The organism is Paenibacillus arenosi (genome assembly GCF_014841135.1).
Taxonomy (GTDB): domain Bacteria; phylum Bacillota; class Bacilli; order Paenibacillales; family Paenibacillaceae; genus Paenibacillus_B; species Paenibacillus_B arenosi.
This window is the reverse complement of the sequence record NZ_JACYTN010000005.1, coordinates 101511-123250: the sequence shown is the minus strand read 5'-3', so window position 1 is coordinate 123250 and position 21740 is coordinate 101511. Positions and strand designations below refer to the sequence as shown.

General features: G+C 40.5%; 21 protein-coding genes and 1 pseudogene. 3 read left to right on the top strand and 19 right to left on the bottom strand.

Translation table 11 applies throughout. The features are described from left to right. Positions 1-15: 15 nt before the first annotated feature. The 9 genes and pseudogenes from IFO66_RS10060 to IFO66_RS10025 all read right to left on the bottom strand — a co-directional run bounded on the left by IFO66_RS10060 (position 16) and on the right by IFO66_RS10025 (position 7435). Positions 16-1104 carry a DUF4062 domain-containing protein gene (locus IFO66_RS10060; RefSeq protein WP_192025017.1) on the bottom strand — a complete coding sequence of 363 codons (1089 nt, stop codon included), beginning with the start codon at positions 1102-1104 and terminating at the stop codon, positions 16-18. Between the two features lie 1237 nt (positions 1105-2341). Beyond that, entirely contained in the window at positions 2342-2512 is a 171-nt protein-coding gene (locus tag IFO66_RS10055; protein WP_192025016.1) for a hypothetical protein, read from the bottom strand. A gap of 75 nt (positions 2513-2587) precedes the next feature. Then, entirely contained in the window at positions 2588-3022 is a 435-nt protein-coding gene (locus tag IFO66_RS10050) for a hypothetical protein (RefSeq protein ID WP_192025015.1), read from the bottom strand. A 90-nt stretch (positions 3023-3112) separates the two neighbouring features. After that, positions 3113-3625, bottom strand: a complete 513-nt coding sequence (locus IFO66_RS10045; RefSeq protein WP_192025014.1) for an SMI1/KNR4 family protein — start codon at positions 3623-3625, stop codon at positions 3113-3115. A gap of 25 nt (positions 3626-3650) precedes the next feature. Continuing rightward, positions 3651-3794, bottom strand: a pseudogene (locus tag IFO66_RS24330) (HNH endonuclease signature motif containing protein); the annotation flags it as partial. A gap of 256 nt (positions 3795-4050) precedes the next feature. Beyond that, entirely contained in the window at positions 4051-4440 is a 390-nt protein-coding gene (locus IFO66_RS10040; RefSeq protein ID WP_192025013.1) for a hypothetical protein, read from the bottom strand. 18 nt (positions 4441-4458) lie between these two features. Further along, on the bottom strand, positions 4459-5073 hold the full coding sequence (locus IFO66_RS10035) for a hypothetical protein (RefSeq protein WP_192025012.1): 615 nt from the start codon (positions 5071-5073) through the stop codon (positions 4459-4461). Between the two features lie 599 nt (positions 5074-5672). Further along, positions 5673-5843, bottom strand: coding sequence for an aspartyl-phosphate phosphatase Spo0E family protein (locus tag IFO66_RS24325; RefSeq protein WP_192025011.1), 171 nt, complete (start codon positions 5841-5843; stop codon positions 5673-5675). 314 nt (positions 5844-6157) lie between these two features. Beyond that, entirely contained in the window at positions 6158-7435 is a 1278-nt protein-coding gene (locus IFO66_RS10025) for a helix-turn-helix domain-containing protein (RefSeq protein WP_192025010.1), read from the bottom strand. Positions 7436-8257: 822 nt separating this feature from the next. Here IFO66_RS10025 and IFO66_RS10020 point away from each other — a divergent pair. Continuing rightward, positions 8258-9055, top strand: coding sequence for a molybdenum cofactor biosynthesis protein (locus IFO66_RS10020; RefSeq protein WP_192025009.1), 798 nt, complete (start codon positions 8258-8260; stop codon positions 9053-9055). Between the two features lie 76 nt (positions 9056-9131). On the opposite strand, the gene IFO66_RS10015 is transcribed toward IFO66_RS10020, so the two are convergent. After that, on the bottom strand, positions 9132-10223 hold the full coding sequence (locus tag IFO66_RS10015; protein WP_192025008.1) for a ThiF family adenylyltransferase: 1092 nt from the start codon (positions 10221-10223) through the stop codon (positions 9132-9134). A 187-nt stretch (positions 10224-10410) separates the two neighbouring features. On the opposite strand from IFO66_RS10015, the gene IFO66_RS10010 reads away from it, so the two are divergent. Further along, a complete protein-coding gene (locus tag IFO66_RS10010) occupies positions 10411-10824 on the top strand; it encodes a hypothetical protein (RefSeq protein ID WP_192025007.1) in 414 nt (137 codons plus the stop codon). Positions 10825-11091: 267 nt separating this feature from the next. On the opposite strand, the gene IFO66_RS10005 is transcribed toward IFO66_RS10010, so the two are convergent. The 9 genes from IFO66_RS10005 to IFO66_RS09965 form a co-directional block, all read right to left on the bottom strand. Then, on the bottom strand, positions 11092-11718 hold the full coding sequence (locus IFO66_RS10005) for a hypothetical protein (protein ID WP_192025006.1): 627 nt from the start codon (positions 11716-11718) through the stop codon (positions 11092-11094). 240 nt (positions 11719-11958) lie between these two features. Continuing rightward, positions 11959-12807: a MurR/RpiR family transcriptional regulator gene (locus tag IFO66_RS10000; protein ID WP_144988106.1), complete on the bottom strand. Its 849-nt coding sequence runs from the start codon at positions 12805-12807 to the stop codon at positions 11959-11961. Positions 12808-12846: 39 nt separating this feature from the next. Beyond that, entirely contained in the window at positions 12847-13524 is a 678-nt protein-coding gene (locus IFO66_RS09995) for a DUF2189 domain-containing protein (protein ID WP_192025005.1), read from the bottom strand. A gap of 83 nt (positions 13525-13607) precedes the next feature. Beyond that, complete coding sequence (locus tag IFO66_RS09990) at positions 13608-14714, bottom strand: ABC transporter ATP-binding protein (protein WP_192025004.1); 1107 nt, start codon at positions 14712-14714, stop codon at positions 13608-13610. Positions 14715-14726: 12 nt separating this feature from the next. Then, entirely contained in the window at positions 14727-15560 is an 834-nt protein-coding gene (locus IFO66_RS09985) for a carbohydrate ABC transporter permease (protein ID WP_192025003.1), read from the bottom strand. Between the two features lie 21 nt (positions 15561-15581). Further along, entirely contained in the window at positions 15582-16457 is an 876-nt protein-coding gene (locus IFO66_RS09980; protein ID WP_225445649.1) for a carbohydrate ABC transporter permease, read from the bottom strand. A gap of 200 nt (positions 16458-16657) precedes the next feature. Then, a complete protein-coding gene (locus tag IFO66_RS09975; protein ID WP_192025001.1) occupies positions 16658-18010 on the bottom strand; it encodes an ABC transporter substrate-binding protein in 1353 nt (450 codons plus the stop codon). Between the two features lie 62 nt (positions 18011-18072). Beyond that, positions 18073-19287, bottom strand: coding sequence for an exo-beta-N-acetylmuramidase NamZ family protein (locus tag IFO66_RS09970; RefSeq protein ID WP_225445648.1), 1215 nt, complete (start codon positions 19285-19287; stop codon positions 18073-18075). Between the two features lie 103 nt (positions 19288-19390). Next, positions 19391-20593 (bottom strand): anhydro-N-acetylmuramic acid kinase, encoded by a 1203-nt coding sequence (locus IFO66_RS09965; protein ID WP_225445647.1) that lies wholly within the window; start codon positions 20591-20593, stop codon positions 19391-19393. A gap of 198 nt (positions 20594-20791) precedes the next feature. On the opposite strand from IFO66_RS09965, the gene IFO66_RS09960 reads away from it, so the two are divergent. Beyond that, positions 20792-21739 carry an N-acetylglucosamine kinase gene (locus IFO66_RS09960; protein ID WP_192025000.1) on the top strand — a complete coding sequence of 316 codons (948 nt, stop codon included), beginning with the start codon at positions 20792-20794 and terminating at the stop codon, positions 21737-21739. Position 21740: the final 1 nt, after the last annotated feature.

Below are 21740 nucleotides of genomic sequence, written 5' to 3'. Positions count from 1 at the left end.
CCTCTTTATAAGTAATCATTCATTTACAGTTGTAGCCCTTCTTGGTTTCCTCGTTGTCTTCTTTGGTGCTGATGATTTACCTACATCATCGTCTGTTTTCAAAGAACCTTTTCCACCCTTTGCAGGAGATTCCGATGTTTCCTTAGATATCATGTGTATTTCAAGCATCTTTAAAAATTTGAAGCCGAGATTTGACATCTGAATTTTTTCATATCTTACACCTGCTACTTTGACTTTCTCTAGGAGTTTAAATGTCATTAATCGAGGCGCAATCGAATAATAAACAAAACTTTGCGCCTCACTAATATTGGCCTGATTAGTAATCCCCGTTGCAAAATCATCCTTTAAAATGAAAAACAAATTAAGGATGCTCTTAGCTGATAAATTTTCTTTTGATGACAGTTCTTTTGGAAATTCAATTTTTATCTTTGATAATGTTTCTTGTAACTCCTCAAAAGTTAATCCATCAAACATTTCTACTGCTTGTTTTTGTTGTAACTGCTTTTTAAGAATAGTAACCTCTGCACTTAATTTTGCATTATCGGAATTTAGTTTTAATTGCTCTTGAAAAACTCCCAAAAGATCTGGAACTTCACTCCCGCGTACCCATCCCTTCAAATCTTCTCGTGAGACATATTCACCCATCTTTTGAAAAACAGCAAGCTCAATATCTCTTTCATCATTAAAAATTTTGCATATCTTACCAAGAACTTCCTTACGAAACTCTTCATATAATTGACGATTGGATTTCTCCATCATTTGAGTTCCTTCAGTTCTAATTTTACCCTCTAACGCACCTTCAGAAATGACTACTGCAAATCTAGGCTTGCTTATTTCTCCTGCATATTGATACTCCCAATGGGTGTAACTTTTGCCCGTTGAGTTGTCTATCGAACCGTATCTACCACCGAGTATAAGTAGATAAACGTCTGATTCATCAATCCACTTTTTAATAATTTCTTTTTGAGTTTCATCTCCTGCTGAAAATAACTCCATTCCAGCAGGGATGTGACCCGAAGTTAAGATTGCTTGAACAGCAGCTTGTCTTTCTTTCTTTAAATCTTCATAAGTAGAAGAAACAAAAACTTGTAATTTCTTTTTCACAGCTACACCCTCCCAAAGTATTATCTCTAGTTATATTCTATCATATGATCCAACAATAACCATAAAACTCCTACAAATTCCCCACTTATTAGCTGTCTAGATGTGTTGTACACTTTCGCATTATGGTAAATGTCCCGAAAGAAAAAAATCCCCATATAAAACTAAAGCCACTCATTAGAGCAGCTTTTCCCCAATATAATGTTTCAATCGCAGGCTACTTATCTTCTTTATTTGGCATACTGTAACCAAGAATCATATCAACTGAGCAATGTACGCTCAGACTCTGTATCACACTTATGTCTTGCCTCACTCTCACAAGCCTGTAAGCTGCGGCTTGTCTGGTAAGCATTGTCCCCATGCTTCTACAACTCATACTGCACACTTCTAAAACTGATTCCTCCATACCCTCACATAGGTAATCATTCACCATCTGTAACATCCAATCCATTGATTAAGAAATACTTTTTAAAACCTTCATCAATACATTCATTGATGAGCTGTATTATATTGTTTAGCTCACCAATAGCAAATATCTTTATACAGATATTTGGAGCCACTAATAAAAGAAGAGACCTTATATAAGCTCCTGCTTTATTTACTATCAGCTATTATAGTACTCATTCAACTCTTCTCTTTCTTGTCATATTTCAATAACTCAATTAGCTCTAACTCTATACTCTGCATGACGTTTTCTATGGGCATTTTAATAAACTTGCTTAGAGATAGGATATCTTTTTCTAAGAAATCAAGCACCTGTGAAATCGTATCTCCATTACTCTCTTTTTTCAAAAAAAAACTCTACGAATTCATCTTCTGACAATAATAATTGAGGTGCTTTTTCTTCCACTTGCTCACAGCCTACTGATTTATTTCATTTCCTTAGTAATTTGGGTTTACGACTTGTCTTCTATGTGCAGCTAGATAATCTGTATCCTGAAGCGAATGGAATGTTATTACTAAATCCTATATTATTGGATCGCAGGAGGAAGCAAAGGGGGTACTTTACAGCTGTCTAAACATCACATTCTAACAAAGTATGCATAACACTTCCTTGCAGCATCCTATGAAGTAAATTTTACGATACGAACGGCTATTTTAATATAAATGGTGGCATAAAAAATGCCTACCCCACGTGTAAGGATAGACATCTTTTTATTATTTAAAATGAAGCAAAATTTATGTTTCAATACATACCAGTGCATGACCAATGACTATTTCTTCTGTATTGCTCAGGCTTTTACTGTTTATTGTCTTTCTCTATACGTTTTCTTGCCTGTTCCGCCACATTACGATCTAGATCGTGTTGCTCCTTAACGCTGAAACTTTGATTTTTATCTATACGAGATGGGGGCGATTTTGGATTTTTTGCAGACTCTTTAATTTTCTTTTCAAAGGAAGCTACATCCATACCTTTAGCTCTTTTTGAAAATACGCCTCTCCACCATAATCAGGATTTTGATACATAATTAATAGCTGTGTAAATTCAACTTGCACCTTCATCTAGTTCCACAAGTCGCATAAGTTCATTTATGGCTTCTTGTTTAACTGGATTATTTGCTAACAGCCGTAATTGCTCTTTTATTTCTGTAGCGTGTCGAATCGGTTTCTTGAAGTAGTTCATATCTCGTAATATTCCTGGAAGTATTCTCGTGTACTGATTGATCACCTGTTTGTCATAGGACGTATAATCAGCAAGAGCGAACATTTTATATGCATGTTCAATTGAAACTATATCAGGAGGTTGTGCTTCAGTTATCCCCAAACTAATCATGCTAATAGCCTGCACGAAATCTGCATGGAGTAAATTATTCTTGCTGATTGCAGTTTTTAATTTTTCCGCCTGAGTCACATTGAAATATACTGAGACTAAAAGTGCCAGTAGAGTCAAACCAATTAGGAAGTAATTTTTTTTGTTCATATACCAACTCCAATATTAGGAAAAACAACAAAGTAGTTTTCTCGTCCTCTTTCCTTTATTTTAATACCAAGGCTTCCCTTCACATTTGCTTTAAAACTTACGATCTTCTACCCGCCACGTCCAGTACTTGTTTCCTTGAGCCATGACAAATCTATCTAACCAAGTCTGAAAATCACAATACAGTGAACGTGCATCATCAAAATCGCTAATGCCTTCAAGTAGATACATGTAGTCTTTCTTCCCTTGAGCAACTGCTTCTGTGTCAATAATGAAATAATCGTTATATACACATGCTACTATGACCTTTGTGGGATCATCATAAGGTTCGTTTGAGCTTAAAATTTCATCGATTGAGAAAATTTCAATTTCACCAGAACATTCAACATTCGAAAATGGTCTAAAGCCGTTTGTAATAGATAAGAATTTTAGATAATCTTCGGGCAAAGGAGAATATGACTCTAGTAGAAGAGAAATATCATTATCAGAGGATGGATCGTAAAATTTAAGTTCGCTATCATACACATATCCTTCATTACATTGAATTTTTCGTGTACCATGTGCATATAGCTCACGTAATGAATTTATCGTCTGTTCTACGGTCATCGTCGTACTCTCCCCCGTATATTCTTTAATATCCTATCCACCACGACGAAACTCCCCCTCTATGGAATCTGAAAGGCAATGGCATTAAATTATTAAAACTGTGGTCTCCATATCTTTCTTGCGATTTAATATGGTGAATTTCAATACAATTTCCAGCCCAATTGATACTGTTGTGGCAACATAAAACAAAAACCGCATTCTACGCGATTTATAATGTCGCTATGTTCTTGTCATCCGACATATGATGTGTCACATTATATCTAGTTGACTTCACTTGAAATAAAAAACCGTCTCTCGATTAAGGGAAACGGTTTTTTACAATACATTTTACTAAATGATTATTGTGAAACTCTTCTTCATACTGTTAGCTTATTGTTTTTTACAATCCAAGGTTCTTGAACAATTGAGCCATCAAATTAAAAAATCTATTGACGCTTAACAAAAACACCGTTATCAAGAACAAGTTGCTTTGTATTTGCTGTGATTTCATCCATACTGCGGACTGTTTCGTCTTCACTTATGGAGTAATCTTGTTCAGCCACTCTGTAAAATGCTCCGTGATCATTAAGAATAGCTGCCATCCGTTTGTTAGTGTAGTCGATCTCTTCGGGGGTAAGTTCTACAGGTGCGTACATATGCGGATTATTCGGATCAGGTATAAGTTCATGTTGACTAGGATAACCAGGGTGCATGATACTACCATCTACTGTCACAGCAGCGACAGGCTCTTTCAAACTTGCATGACTGTTAAAAGCAATACTTGTTCCTGCAATTACGGCACACACCGCAAAACTCCATACAATTTTATTTTTCATAACTCCTCCTTGTTCCATTTAATTGATTTTATAAGCGTTTGCAAAACCATTCCCAGCAGCTTCGTGATTACCAATGTTCTTAATAACTAAGTGATATTTACCAGGAAGTACATTCCCCCAGCTTATACCTGTGTTTTCCGAAGTATACGTTTTTTCTACTGTGATAGGATCAGTCTCTCTCCCCGTGTTTGCGTTCTTTAAAGTATAAGTTAACTTAGGATGAGCTGAGGAAGAAGGAGACCACTGTACAAGTGAAACATAGACGTTTGATTTTTCTGTAATATTAACTGAATCTATAGATGTAATACTACGATCTTTGCCTAAAAAAGTAAATTCATAATATATTGCAGGCTCAGCAAATAAGATATCACTTGAACTTTTTAGTGACTTACTTGGAACAGTAACGAAGGGATTAACAGGCGCTCTAAGTGCCGCAGCCTTTTCTTCTTCTGTTAAAGGTACAGGTGCATAAAAATAATCAGACTTAAAATTATCATTTTGTACTGATACGCTAAAGTTAGAGTTTGAAGTTTCACTTGTCATATTTGCAGCATACACTACAGAATTTATTGGGGTAATGCAAAAAACTACAGCCACTGATAAAATGGATAATATCGGCTTTAAGAACTTCATAATATAGGCTCCTTGTTTTTTGAGTTTATTTAATGAAGATTTGTAAGTGAGCAAGATTAATTTTTGATACGGTTATCTCTCTGTGAATAAGTTATAAAACAAGAAGGTAATAATTAATGCTTTGCTGCTTTTCTTAATGGTTCGATAATATCAGAGTTATTATTGTCCCATGAGAGGCTTGCTCATTTGTCTATGGGCTTTAACCCCTACTATATTCGATTTCACAGCCTGCCTTCATCTGGTTAATTGCTGTGATTGATGTAGGATATTACTGTTTTTATAAATCACCAATAATAGATTTTTTCTTATATTCTCACCCCTTTCATATGCTCACATAATTATTGATCTTTTTTTTCCATAAATGTCAAATATTTTCACTCTACCAACTTTTCATTTGATTAACTGTCCACACTCCACATGAACAAGCAAACACATCAATAAATGTTTCTTGAAACTCAAAACGTTTGTAATATGACTTCTTGTAAGTACAACCACACCTAGTGTAATAAAGGGTTTTATTGGTTAAATCCACGTCCTTAATCTCTTCTCCTACTAACTTACTACATACTAGACGTATATTTGCTTCTGCAAATTCGTCTTTACGTAAATGCTTCAATTTTAACTTCATTGTGAAGGCTCTCCCTTTGATACTTTAACAATAACTTATCTAAGTCCTGACTCATAGCTAGCATCCTACCATCGGTCAATTCTAAGCCTTTTTTATACGCTTCATTTAATCGAAAGCGTAAACGTTCGATATCTTCAAGCAATATACATCACCTTCAATTAACACATTCGTACATCGGTGAGCGAACTTCCCCTTATTCGCTCACCATCAATCAGGTTCTTCCCCTAATTGAATTATAACTAATATTTCCTGAAGTGATTATTTATATATTTTTTAGGAATAAAAAACAGACACTTTTAAAAGTGTCTGTCGGGAGAAGAACCTGTAAATAGTTCACTTGCTTACTATCCATGGATACGGCCATCCTGCTGGTGTAATTTCGCCAGCAACATTTGAAACTATTGGCAAAATCAAAGAGAGAGCAATAATAAATTTAATTCCATTCTGCTTCATTTTTTACTTCCTCCCTTTTACCTTTTTTACCTTCTCTGTTGTCTTTGCATCTACCATAATCTTATTATTTCTATATAGATCATACATCAACTTTAAGCAATTACGCTCATTATTGATGTCATCTATCTGAGAATATTCAAACGCACTGTCTATGTAGTTATTTAATGCTTTGTTGACGTCATTTATGCGGGAATAATAATCTCCCTTAAGCTTGTAAAACCAAGCTAACTCCCTTTTTTCAAGTGGATTTGAAAGCGTTAAATCATTAATTTTAGGCTCTAGCTCTGGAAGTATCTCTTCAACTTTAGAGATTTCTCCAATTTGAAGTAAAAAGGAAATATACTCATTTGTTACATAAGGCACAAAGTCCTCCGCACACTCATTCAGACATTCTTTAAATTGCTTTTTTGCAAGGTCTACATTTCCTTTTTTGTAATTAATAACAGCTATAAACAACTTATCACTATCTGATTCATCTGTAGATGAGTGTTTTTTTAACTGATGAAAATATTCTTCTGCTAACTTAATATTATCGCAATAGTAGTATGAATCTCGCAACATTCCTAGAGCAAATATTCTCTTATCTGAAATGTCTATAGCATATTCATTATTAATAATAAGTTTACAGAAGTGAATAACATCCTCATATTTTTGTAACGCATAAGCGTGTACTGCAAGAGCATAAATAAGAGAAATAAATTCTTCTGGAGAAAGTTTCTCTATATATTTCAGAATATATCTTCCTGCTTGATAGGTTTCTTTAAGTTTTGAACTGTCATTTCTCTCGATAAGATATTCTTGATAAAGCGCTCTTGCCAAAAAAAGCATAATACCATGACTTCGGGAATAATCGATAATTGTTTTATAAATTGAAAGTTTAGTAGCTGACGGAATTTGAATATTCATGCTAGTGGCAACATTATAAATTTGTTCCACTGCATCATAAGTATCTGAAGATAGCTCAAGGTATTTGGTGACTATTTTAGGTATGAGAGTTGAGGTGTCATCATGGAGGGTTATACATTCATTAAAAATATCACATATAGTATCTGAATTTTTCTCAAGATCAATATATATTTTTATATACTTATTGTAAGGTATTTCTAATACAGAAGCAATAGCTCTCATATTTTGAAACTCAGGTTTAGTCTTTCCATTTTCTATCTTGGAAATTGCCCCCGTAGTCATGTTTGTTTTAATTGCCACATCGTGTTGTGTTAAATTATTTTTTAATCTGTAATGTCTGATCATGTCTGCAAGTGAAAAAAGTGAAACTTTCATCTTACATTCACATCCTTTATTATTTTAAAACAAAGGGAATTATAAATATCTAAGAAGGGGAAGAGAATATTAAGCTCAAAATTCGTTTCGAGGCAATTTTGTTTATGGGGTTCGGGGAAACCTGAGAATTCATTATATCATAATTTTACCAGTATTCAATATATCAAACTATATAGTTAATCGAAAACAATAAAATGATAAGAGTTTTGTCAGTTAATTATTGCGAATTTGAGCAACAAAAAAGCCACCTCACATTAGTCGATTAACATCCTAATGATTTAGTGGTTTAGTGATTTTATTGTCGTCACTACTTTTCACCCTGATAATCCCCTAAGAACCGCTATGGTTGTCCAGTTTTTTCACAAAAATACTCACGAACAAGACGATTGTTAAGTCAGCACAGGCACGTTTCAATCTACACATCCGTGTAGGATGTGACAGCGATTTTGAGACAAATTAGAACAAACATTCCTAGTCCATATCAAAGTAATCACTTAAATTGTATGTAAAAACCAATTATTTCACAATACAAACATGTAACACTCCCTTAAATGGAATTAATATGGAAGAAATATGGTGCGAATGACCCGGGGATTTCATGTGCACTTCACATTCGCACCACCATTTACAACGGTGCTATACCTCATCCAATATTCAATTGAACATCAACATCCATATAACTCTATCAAACATCATAGATGAAAAAATATTCAAAGCACCTAACCATCTAGTTCACTCTCCACCTTCTCTATCATGTCAATATCCTTTAAAATATAGAGAGGAACAGGAACGCCACAACACGCTCAGAAAAGAGGAACTAACATGAACTATCGCATCCAGTGCTTTGCTAGCATCGCTGAACGTATTGGACGAGCTGAACTACTGCTGCCCTCGGATAGCGACACTATACGTGTCATTGAACTTAAACAAACACTAGCAGCGCAATACCCAGAAGCAGCTGAGCTAATCATGCGCTCTTTCGTGGCAGCCAATCAACAGTACGCACCAGATGATAGCATCGTTACACCTGAAGATGAACTTGCGATCATTCCTCCTGTTTCTGGAGGACAAGGAAATGCGCAGCCAGAGGAAGATGTATCGCAAGCAAACCATAACGACGTTTCTAGCACAAATGGTCGTTTCCGCCTAACTCGTCAGTCGATCGACGCCCAAGCAGTTGAACGCCAAGTGTCCCATCCGAATCACGGTGCTACCATTACCTTTTCAGGAACGACCCGTGAAATAACAGGCAATCAGCAAACATTAACGCTAGAATATGATGCCTATATACCCATGGCGCTGCAAGTCATGGAGCAGATTGGCGACGAAGTTGAAACACGTTGGCCAGGAACACTCACTGCCATCACCCACCGTTTAGGTACTGTCGGTATTGGTGAAGCAAGTGTCGTTATCTCCGTATCGGCGCCCCATCGTGCTAGTTGCTACGAAGCAAGCCGTTATGCTATCGACCGCCTGAAACAAATCGTGCCGATCTGGAAAAAGGAAGTAATGTCCGATGGGAGCTTCTGGGTTGATCAACCGAACTGGAACCCAATTGCTCGCAACCATGCTGACAATGCTAACCATACGGACCATGCCGACCTACACAAACAAGACTAGAATACAACCTGCTAAATCCTGATTATTACCGTTCGTAATTACAAAGAATCGCTTCTTACTGAGATCTCTACTGGCACTAGCCAATGTATCGATCTACAAGTGTACGCGCCACAACGGGCTCTTTCGTCCCATGCACAAGTACGCGACCATCCTTAAACACAACCAGGCGATGTTGTTCATCCGCTTGAATCGATACCAGATATGCATTGCTGTGTACGGCCATATCGTGCACAGCTTGCATGCGCTCTGCCAAAGCCGCCAAATCCATAGGAACTGGCTGGGCTGGGCGAATTTGCACCGTATCTCTGCCGCACAACACCTCTGTACGACGCTGGTTCATCCCCTCCAACTGCGGATAAGTCGCGTTTGTTCCGCAAGATGGGCAATCCTCCCGCTTCGCGGAACGAACATCAATGGATGTATATTGATTCGTCCACAGATCAAAGGATACTAGCTTTCTCCTCAAGGCATCATGATTACCTGTTAACCACTTCAACGCTTCAGCCGTCTGATAAGCAACAACCATCTGCACCGCAGGCGGAATAATACCCGCGGTATCACAAGTTGCCCCACCGACAGGCACACTTTCCATGAGGCACCGCAAGCAAGGTGTAACCTCTGGCTCTATCATCATCGTCATCCCGTAGCTACCGACACAAGCGCCATAGATCCATGGAACTCCATGCTTCAATGCATAATCATTTAACAGCATTCGAGTTTCAAAATTATCCGTCGCATCCATGAATAAATCATGTTCTGCGCCCCATTCATTCAATTCATATAATGTAACATCGCCCACGATGCCGATAACTTCTACTTCCGAATTAATAGCCTTTAAACGCTGTTCAGCTGCAATCGCCTTCGGCAGCCTATCGCGTGCATCAAATTCCGTATATAGCTGCTGCCGCTGCAAATTGCTCCACTCAACATAGTCTCGATCCACGATCGTGACTCGTCCGACACCAGCTCGTACGAGCATTTCAGCGGTAGCCGATCCCAACGCACCTGCTCCAATAATAAGGACACGAGATTGCTTCAGTCGCTGCTGACCTTCTACTCCAATTGGGGTAAAACGCTCTTGTCGAGAATATCTATCAGGATGCGCAGGAAGTGCAGAATGAGTACGTTGTTCCTCATTTAGTTGAGTCTCCACCAAATTATGCAACATTGTGCCTCCTCTTTTTCTAGCGAGTAATTATGTATTTGTGATGCCTATCATTTTACATGAACGGAATGGAAAAGCATACTAATGTTACAACGGCAATATATAAACTTACATAGGTTTGAAGCCGATAACTATAATAAATAGGATTTACAAATATAGGATTAATAAATAAAGGAGGCACTATTGTAACATGCGAATCGACTCCCACTACAAACCACTGCAAAGCAGTCCACATACAAGCAGAAAACTAGGCAGCGATAGTTTCGAAACCTCCCTTAGAGAAGCAGAACAAAAAGAAGAAAAAGAGAATGAAAAAAGAGGGAAGCTTGTTACAGCGAGAGAAGGCGGATATGTCCGACAATACCTCGTTCAAGCAGATGGCAGCAAAATTCTGCTGGCCGAAGTAAAACAAAGTACAGAGCAACCGAACGGCGAAAATAAAGAAAGCTCGGAAACTTTAGCTGCAACTCAGGTAAATAGACAAGGAATTCATACCAACCGCAATACAAAGTCCATGATGAATCTCCTAAACTTTCAAGCTGGTGTCGGTGCTGGAACAATGATATTCGCCCCAATCAAGAATTTACATTCTATTAGCAAGTAACAGTGAGAAGCAAGTAACAAATATACCAGCCTAACACATTATTTTCGTCCTTTTGCTATTAGACGGACAACCAATCCTAGCTTTAGCCGTAGCGGTAACCGGGGTCGAGAAGGGCTTCATATGGTAGGGATAAAACGTAAAGAGGCTATCTAGAAAATCGGTCTAAGCCGACTTTTTAGATAGCCTCACTCCAAAACACCTTTGGTATCTCAAAAGGCTCAGTCTACAACACTACTTCCTACAAACAAAGCTAGCGGATTAACTTTCTTATTTCTCCGGGATAATATCTCCCGTTTTCCCATCTATTCCAATAGTGATAGAGTGTCCAGTATTTTTTTTAGTAAACGTAAGGTTATATCTGCTAAAATTGCTTGCAAAGTTGTCTATAACATAGGCACTTGAAATCTCGTAGGATTTTAATTCTGGAAGCGAGACATGGATTTTATCTACCCCGGATTTTACATTTGGGTATGATAGCACTGTAGAAGCATCCAATGATTGTATGGTATAGCTAAAGTTCCCCGTTTTCGAATCAACTGCAAAGTGGAAAAAGTTCGCTCCATCTTTTTCTTCAAGTCTAATCACATACTTATCATACTCACTGTCACTTTTTGAAACTACATCTTCATAAGCATCGATCTCATAAGATTTTGTTTCTGGAAACTGGGCATAGACTTGATCGATTTTTGCCTTCACATCCTTGTCGGCAAGGGCTTCGGAAGCTGAGACTTTTTTGTAAGTTCCTGCATACAGTTCATTGTTTTGAGCTACAGTCTTTTGAGTTGGGTTCTCGTTTTCATTTGCACTTACTACTAAAGCTCCAGAAAGGGAGATTACAGTAGCCAATCCTAAAGCTGCCAAACGTACGGATGTTTTTTTACGGTTTTTTTTCATACTAATTCTCCTTCGAATTTATGAATTTTTTGTTCCTAGGTATAAGATAGAGAAAACTAATAAAATAAAAAGTAGGAAAAACTTAACATTTTCTTAAATCGATTGAAAGAGTTCCTTTAGGTGCTATATAAAATAAATAGGCTGTTCCCAAAGTCATTACTGACAAGTTGGAACAGCCCTCATTGTATATCATTCTGAACGTGACGATTTTTATTTACGTACAGGGTGTGTTACAACCCACTACTGCTTCTTCATCTTCTTAATCAGTTCTCTACTCTTATCCAACGACAAAAGAGATTGATCATAGTCTCGACTCGTCACACCTAGATACAAAATGTCTATCACATTCAACTGAGTAATGCGAGAAGAGGTCGCCCCACTGCGAATCTCATTCTCGGTTGATGTAATAAATAACGGAATATCCGCGTGTGAACTCACGGCATTTGTTCCGTATTTCGTAATCGAGATCGTTGTTGCTCCTTGCGCTCTAGCCTGCCTCGTACACTCAACAACAGCCGTTGTTTCTCCTGAATAAGAGATACAGACCGCTACGTCCTCTTCCGTCAGCATCAGCGATGAAATCAGCTGCATATCGGCATCTGCAAAAGAAAAACACGTCTTATTAATCCGAAGAAACTTGTGCTGTGCATCCAAAGCGATCAAATAGGAAGCACCAATACCGTAAAAATAAATGCGCTTCGCGTGTCGCAGCGCCTCTACCGCTTTCGTCACTAATTCAGGTTCTAGTATTTTCAATGTATCGCGGATCGACTGAATATTGTTGTTCGACACATTCTCCATAATCATTTCTATCGTATCGTCACGTCGAAATTCTTGATACCCTGCTGTACCTGCATCCTGCTGCAAATCGCCAGCTACTTTGAGCATAAGCTCTTGATAACCTTTAAGACCCATAGACTTGCAAAGACGTATAACTGCCGCTTGGCTACCGCCACTGTGCTCGGCCAATTGTGCTACAGACATCCCAATCATTTGCTTCGGTTGGCTCAAAATATACTCGGCTACTTTACGCTCCGAAGGTGTAATATCTGCCAACACTTCACGTAATCGAACTAATCCACCGTTCATACCGTTACTCCTTCAACCTTTATTCAACACTCGCTGTCCTCAGCCTTCAGCAGGGATAGGCTGAGCACCATGTTGAGGTTCCGTTTCCTTTAGAACATTCGCCGTCAACAAATTCAAGTAATAACCAAACATACCAACGAACAACCCTAAAAACCCCACTACCGTTACTGCCAAAATAAACATCAGACACAATGCTTGTAAAAACGCGCCGACCGTATACAGCGGATGCCGTAAAAACAGCTTCACACTTTTACCCATCGCTTGAAACATAGACAGCTCTTCTCGGTACACTAACGGCATCGTATACAACTGTGAAATAAGCGCCATCGTCACAAAATAAGTCTGGAATACAGCGATTGTGAAATGCAGCATATTTCCTTGATCTCCATAATACCACCACGATGAAATTAGGATAAGTACGAAAAGTGTTAAAAATAGACCAAATACGACGGAACGAACATAAAATTTGCGAAATCCTGTGACAATGTGCCTAACTGTCACCATTTCCCCGCTCAATTGAAGATGACACGCATAAAACACACCTGACAGTAATGGAAACAATACGAGCGAGAAGCATATGACAGCTAAGGCAACATTCATAAGTAACAGCATAGGTGCGAGAACGAGAGAACAGATAAGACTATATCCGAGCACCTTTAAAATATGTTCATAAACTTGTCTTCCTGTTTGAGCAATAACTACACTTAACTTCTTCATAACCGCTCACCTCTTACTACATGCTGTGACACCTTAAGCATAACTTTTGAGCTGCTTTATAAGATCCACCACACCTAAGCTGCTCACATCAGTATGCGATTCTCCGTCTCTACATCAAAGAAATGCACCTTACTCATATCCAACAGGAACTTTTTCAATTGACCTACTCTTGCATCTGAATCGGGATGCAGCTTAGCTGTGACCATCCGCTCGCCTACTCGGAAATAAACGAGATTCTCAGAGCCAAGCTGTTCGACCACCTGCACCGTGGACGTCAATGCATACGTATCAGGAACGCCCATCGTAATGTCTTCACCAAACAGATGCTCTGGGCGGATGCCGAGTACGATCTTCTTGCCTTCATAGGCTCGCAATGCTTGCAGACGATATTCCGGTAGAACAAACTGCGCCCCCTCCATCGTCACCTTCCCATTTTCATACGTGACATCAATAAAATTCATAGGCGGAGAGCCAATAAAACCTGCTACAAACATATTTTCAGGCTTTTGGTACAAATCTGTTGGCGAAGCAACCTGCTGAATTTGTCCTTTATTCATAACAACGATACGCTGCCCCAACGTCATCGCCTCAATTTGATCATGTGTGACATACACAATCGTCGCTTCCAGTCGCTTATGAAGCTCTGCAAGCTCCACGCGCATTTGCACGCGCAGCTTGGCATCCAAATTGGACAGCGGCTCGTCAAATAGAAATACTTGCGGATCACGCACGATAGCTCGACCAACTGCTACGCGCTGGCGCTGACCACCACTTAGCTCCTTCGGCTTGCGACCGAGCAAATGATCCAAACCTAGCACCTCAGACGCGTCTTTCACTTTTTTCGCAATGACATCTTTCGGCTGCTTTAAATTCTTTAGTCCAAAGGACAAGTTCTCACGAATCGTCATATGCGGATACAGTGCGTAATCTTGAAACACCATCGCAATATCACGATCTTTCGGATGCAGCTTATTCACGACACGATCACCGATCATAATATCGCCGCGTGTCTGCTTCTCTAGACCGGCAATCATGCGCAGTGAAGTCGTTTTCCCACAGCCAGAAGGTCCTACAAACACGACAAACTCTTTATCTTCGATTGTAAAATTAGACTCTTTTACCGCAACAAAAGTTTCCTTGTTGCCATCTACAAACTCTTTTTCTACGTTTTTAAATACAACTCGTGCCATAGTGAGCTCCCCCTAACCTTTGACGGCTCCAATCGTAATGCCTTGCAAGAAATAGCGCTGCAGTGCGAAGAACAAAATAATCATTGGCAGTGAAGCAACCGTTGCCCCTGCCATAATCGCTCCAAAATCCGTCGTATCCGCAAACTTAAATCCAGCCAACCCTACCTGAATCGTTCGCATCGCTTCCGACTCCGTGACAAGTAACGGCCAGAAGAAATCATTCCAATGGAAGACGAACGAGAATATAGCAAGTACAGACAATCCAGGCTTCGCCATTGGTAAAATAATTTTGTAGAAAATACCGAACTCACTGCATGCATCGATACGTGCCGCATGGATTAAGGACGTAGGCAGTGTGGACATGTACTGCTTCATTAAGAAAATATTGCCCACACTTACGATGGAAGGCAGAATAAGTCCCATATACGAATCTTTCAAATTAAATACATCAATTACGAGAATATAGAGCGGAATTAAAGTAACTTGGGTCGGAATCATCATCGTCATCAGCAATATCCAAAAGATCGTGTTGCGCCCTGGAAAATGCAGCTTTGCAAATGCATAACCTGCTAATGAAGCAAAGAATACATTCGTAACCGTCAATATAGACGAAACGATTAAGGAATTGAGCAACCAGCGCCATGCCATCGTTTTATCAAAGAAACGGCTAAACGGCTCGAATGACCACACTTCCGGCCACATCGATATTTTCATAGAAGCATCAGCATAGGAATCTTGAAAGGAACCGATAATCATCCAATACAGCGGAATGATCGTAATGATTCCCCACATGACAAGCATCGTAATAGAAACGCCCAGAACGGCGATTTTCCCTTTTGACTGCATAGGTGAATGCCTCCTTTGGGCTTAATATTCAATATCCGTAGCGAACATTTTGAACTGAATAATAGACACGACCACAATGATTGCAGTAAGCACAAATGATTGTGCCGAAGCTAATCCAAATTCATAGAACATAAATGCAGTCTGATAAATGAGGTAAGCAATCGTTGTCGTTGCAAAGTCAGGCCCACCTTGTGTCATCATATAGACACTTATAAATACTTGGAAAGAGATAATAACCCCTGTTACTAACAAATATAGAGTTGTCGGTTTGAGCAACGGCCACGTAATTTTACTGAATTTTGCCCAACCGCTGGCATGATCGATGTCTGCCGCTTCATACAACGATTTCGGGATGCCGCCCATTGCAGCCAAATATAAAATGATGCCCGCCCCGTGTGATCCTAAATAGGTCATCAGCATGAGCGAGAACAGCGCCGTCGACGTTTGGCTCAGCCACATCACAGGCTCCATTCCCAAAAAGCCGAGAAAAGAGTTAATCATCCCGTCTTTCGTCGGATCGAACATAGCGAACCATACGAGCGAAATCGTAACGCCTGAAGCAACCGCTGGCAAATACATGACCGCTTTGAAAAAGGTCTGCCATTTCGAGCGCAGCTGAAAAATAAAATACGCGAGCATAAACGTAATCGCGATATTTACTGGCACCGTACATACCGTAAATAAGAACGTGTTCCATAGTGATTTGTAAAATACCGAATCCGCAAACATCGTCTTATAATTGTCGAAGCCAATCCATTCTGGATTCAGGACATGATACCGCTGGAAGCTCATCATGAATGCTGAAATAATCGGATATAGCGTAAAGACGAGAAACAGCAGAACGGGTACGAGTATGAATAAATACGCCCACATATGATCCCGCAGCTTTTGCACCATGTGTTCTCCTCCTTGTGAAAAAAGGCCCCATATGAACGTATTCATATGAGACCACTACCTGCGCAGCATCCAAAGCTGCTAGCACCTGCTTCAATCAAGCTTACTAGACTTACTCTTTGCTAATACTAGCTATTTATAGCCGCTGTAACTGCTTACCAACATTTCGTACTACTGCTTACTATCCACGTACTCACAGCTTACTATCGGAATAATTGTTCACCCTTGTTCTTAAACTCTTCGAAAATTTGCTCCGGTGTTCTGCTTCCACTAAAGAGCGCTTGCTGCATCGGCTTTTGCGCCTGCTCAATAAACTTCTTCTTACTTGCAGACACTTTCGCATCTACATATAAATCCGAGCTTGGAACACCATGACTTTGATTAATTTCAGCTGCGATCTTGTTATGCGGCTTTCCTCTACTATCTTTACCTTTGAATGCATCAATTTGAGACTGTCGAGCGAACGGTACGCATAGCTCGCTAGCCGAGTTGCCACCATGAACCCCTTTCGTCAACCAATCCATTACGAGGAACGTATTTTTCGCATGCTGTTCGCCTTTATCATCCTTTTGACGGAAACCTACGTAACCCTCACCACCTACCGTTGCCTGCCACTTGCCACCATCTTTATAGGGAATAGGCAGGTAGACATGCTCAATCTTTTCGCCTTTTACTTTGCCCGCATCAATATCTTTAGCACGTGTTTCCAACATTACGTCGTAATAAGGCAAGCCTTTACTCGCGATGCCAGTCTTGCCGTTATAGAAATATTCCACCCGCTTTGCTGGATCAATGGCTGCCGTTTCCTTCGGCATAATCCCTTCATCTACGAGTGAGCGTATAAACTTCAATGTATCAAGCATCCGCTCATCGTTCCAAATAAACTTGCCATCGCGATCCACAACGTCGACCAAGCCGCTGCTGCGAGCCAACATTTCAATGAAATCAGTCGTCGTTGCATCCGTTACGATCCCATACTGCTTAATGCCATCTGGGAGATCTTTCACCATTTTTTTCGCTTCCGTTTTGAATTCAGACCACGTCCAGCCTTCTTTCTGAATCTTTCTCCAATCGATGCCCGCTTCCTCTAAAATACGCTGATTCGCACTCCATGCCCATTGGTACTGATACATCGGTAGACCGTACTGCTTGCCTTGGATCTTTGCCTTATCCAGCACACCAGGCAAGTAATCGCTTACAATCTCATCTGTCATATAAGGGTCCAGATTCAGCGCGAGCCCTGTATCCACATATTGTCCGCTAACACCATGATAATAAATGTCCGGAGGTGAGCCTGCATTCAAGGCAACGTCAAATTTCTTCGGACCTTCCGCCCAAGTCAACAATTCATACTCAATTCGTATGTTGGGATGTTTTGCGTGAAATTCAGCTACCGATTTTGCGATATCATCCTTGTAATTGCCGTGAACAGGATACGTCCATACTTTAATGACATCTACGTTATCAGATGCCCCGTCTTTAGAACCGCTGCTGCATGCAGAAAGTACAACTAGCATTGCCGCCAATAAGATAGCCATGACCTTATTCCACTTCATTTGTTACTCCCCCATTCGATTGTGAATGACTTCATGAAATAACTTAGTGATGTCGTAACTCCCTATTCCTCATACAGTAAAAATGGCTTGCGACTTTCCCTCCACTGCGTACTATCATGGCTCCAAGATTCCACAATTTCGTTCAGCCCCTGAGCTTCATGAAGCTGCAAGCGTACGCGATTGTCTCCTGTTAGTAAATCAATGAACGGATGACCCGCTTCATTCCCCAACCATTCAAAATTATGTTCATGAAGTAACATGACATAATGCACAAGGTGAAGTCCCGTTTCAACAGATTGATAGGTTGAACGATCAGTAACGTAAGTAAAAATACCTTGGCAGCGTTCACCTTGATGCTTGGAGAACATAGGTGTGAACGTATAAGGATGAAAATGAACACCTGGCAGCTGCAGTTCGTTCATTACCTTGCACAGCTTCTCGCTCTGAAGCCATGGAGCGCCAATCAGCTCAAATGGCTTCGTCGTTCCTCGTCCTTCCGACAAGTTCGTTCCCTCAAATAAACAATGTCCTCCGTACACACGGACTGTATCGATTGTCGGCATATTGGGTGATGGCATAAGCCACGGCAAGCCCGTATCCGAATATTCCATCTTACGATTCCAACCTAGGAGTGGAATGACCTTCAAATCACAAGGAGTATCTCGTTGTCCATTAATGAGCCGTGCGAATTCACCAATCGTCATCCCAGTAAGCATCGGCATTCGCCAAGCTCCGACCATCGAACGGTACTGCTCATTAAGCAATCCACCTTCAACCTTGGTGCCACCGAGCGGATTCGGTCGATCCAGCACAATGAGTGTAACCCCATGTTCAGCACATGCCTCTATGACATAGATGAGTGTCGTTAAATAGGTGTAAAAACGTATGCCCAAGTCTTGTATATCTACGATCAGTACATCCAAATCTGCTAACATAGAAGTAGTAGGCTTACGGTTGCTGCCATAAAGACTGTACACAGGAAGCCCATATACCGGGTCAAGCTCATCTTCGAATTGTATGCCAGCCTGTTTCTCGCTACGTAGTCCATGCTCACAAGCAAAAAATGCGGTGAGCTTCCCTTCACTTATCGCTGCGCAGCTATCAATCGTTGAGCGATATTGAGCATTTATACCTGTAGGATTAGTAAGCAGGCCGAATCTCTTACCAGCAAGCAAATCAGTGGCAATAGCAGATAGCTGATCCGCTCCTGTTCGCACTTTGTTAATGGAAGCTCCCCCCTCATAGCGCACAACGCAGAATTGTGAAAACGTTTCCAATACGTACCATCATTATAAGGATAGTGATATAATATTTCAAGTGGTTTATTTAATTATGAAATTTTGTAACTATATTTCAATTAGAAGCATACAATATTGATCGTTACGGAAGAGCTAGCTTCCCCATCACCGTTGCACGGACAGCTCCTGTCACATGTGGCAAGGAGTTGGGATTGCCGTTTATCCATTCATTTGCTAGTATAGCAAATGCAACCGCTTCTTTGGCATCTCCATCTAGACCTATTTCTTCATGAATCATCACTTTTTGTTCAGGCAGTTGGTCCTGCAGCATGGCCATTAACGTACGATTACGCGCACCACCGCCCGATACAATCACTTCCGCGATCGCATATTTCGGCAATATAAATTCTCGATACGACTGGGCAATGGATCTCGCTGTAAATGCAGTAAAGGTAGCCACAATATCTGCAGGAGAACACGATTCACATTTCATGCACCCGATCCATTCATTCGCGTACTGCTTGCCAAACAACTCTCTTCCTGTCGTCTTCATTGGTTCTTTGCGAAAATACCGATGGGCAAGCATATCGGTGAGAATGGGTTCATGCACCTGACCTGAAGCAGCCATGTCTCCATCTTGGTCATAGTAACACTTGCCCTGTGTAACATCGACAACGGATTGATCAATTAACATGTTGCCTGGGCCTGTGTCAAAAGCAATGATGTCTGCAGTCAATCCACCTGCTGGCAGTACCGTACAATTGCCGATACCGCCAATATTTTGCGTAATGCGCCCTTTAAATGGATGGCGGCACAATAAATAATCGGCATACGGAGTTAAGGGAGCACCTTGACCTTGAAGCGCTATATCCGCGGTACGATAATCACCGATAACGATTTTGCCTGTTAATTTAGCTAGGACAGATATGTCCCCAATTTGCAGCGAGGACGGAACAGCAAAAGGTAATGAAGAATCAGCCTCAGGTGCATGCCAAATCGTCTGTCCATGTGAGGAGATGATATCGATTTCGTGCCAGGGTATGCCAGCGCGTTCTGCAACAGACTGTGCACTTGCTGCAAATCGATGAGCAAGATAGAAATTCATCGTGCAAATGTGTTGGACGTTGGACGTATCTGGTGAGCATAGCCGCTTCAGCATCTCCCGTTCATCAGCAGTATATGGCAAGCACTCATATGCAAGCAATTCAACTTTTGTATCCATAGCGGATCCATGCATGCGCACAAGCGCTGCATCCACTCCGTCTAGTGATGTGCCAGACATTAGACCAATAATAAGTTTTTCTGCTTTACCAGCGATTTTTTGTACATCCGATTGTGACATCATTGCTGTCCTCCTCATTCCGATCTATGGTTGAGCAGATAAACTGGAGTTCTTTTTGCGCGTTTGCAATATCACGTATGCAATATGAACCACACTTTTAATTTATTATTTCATATATATTTTATTTATGTAAACTTTTATTTTACAATATCATTCTTATTCGGTTATACTATTGCTATATCATACAAAGTAGGTGACGTCATGGAGTATGTAATCGGCATAGATGGCGGTGGCACGAAGACAACAGCCATCGTTCTGGATTCAGCTGGCAATCTCCTTGCACAGATCGAAGGAGCCGCGACTAACCCCCATGCAGTAACATCTGCAGGAGCGATTGATAATCTCACAGCTCTCTTTCAGAGACTTATTGTTGAAAGCGGTTTAATCCCAGAAAGATGCAAAGGTATTGGATTAGGCATTGCAGGAATAAGTACCTCTCAAGAACAGCAGCAGTTCCTTGATTCATTGCTGCATGATGAACGTCTAAGCCTATGGGATTTGAAGCGAAGCGCGCTGCCTATTGTGATTAGAAATGATGCGGAAATTGCCCTGATAGCAGCATTGGGACAGGAATCAGGTACGATTGTCATCGCAGGAACTGGAGCAATTGTAGTAGGTATCACTCCAAGTGGTGAACGCTATCGGGCAGGAGGATGGGGTCACATTCTTGGTGATAAAGGAAGCGGATATGAAATAGGCTTACAAACCCTCCAAGCCGTTATGCTTAGCCACGATGGTGTCCTCTCTCCTACTAAGCTAACGGAGCTTGTGCTAGACAAACATCAATTTAATTCCCCCGAACAACTACGCACTTACATTTATGGCGCCTCCATCCGCAAGCAGCATATTGCCCAATATGCGCAAATATGTATACATGCTGCTAATCATGGAGATGAAGCTGCTCAACATATTATTGTTCGTACTGCCACAGAACTGGCACAGCTAACGCTTGCCATGAGAAGGAAAGATAGATGGCTTACACAAGCACCAATCGCTGTTACTGGCTCCATTTTTAAACATAGCACGCTTTTTGTAGACACGTTCAAGCAATGTGTGAACCAATCTGAACAAGCATCAACGATTATAATCGCCGAGAAACAGCCTGCTTGGGGAGCAGCGCTGCTTGTACAGCAGAATAAAAGGGGGTAAC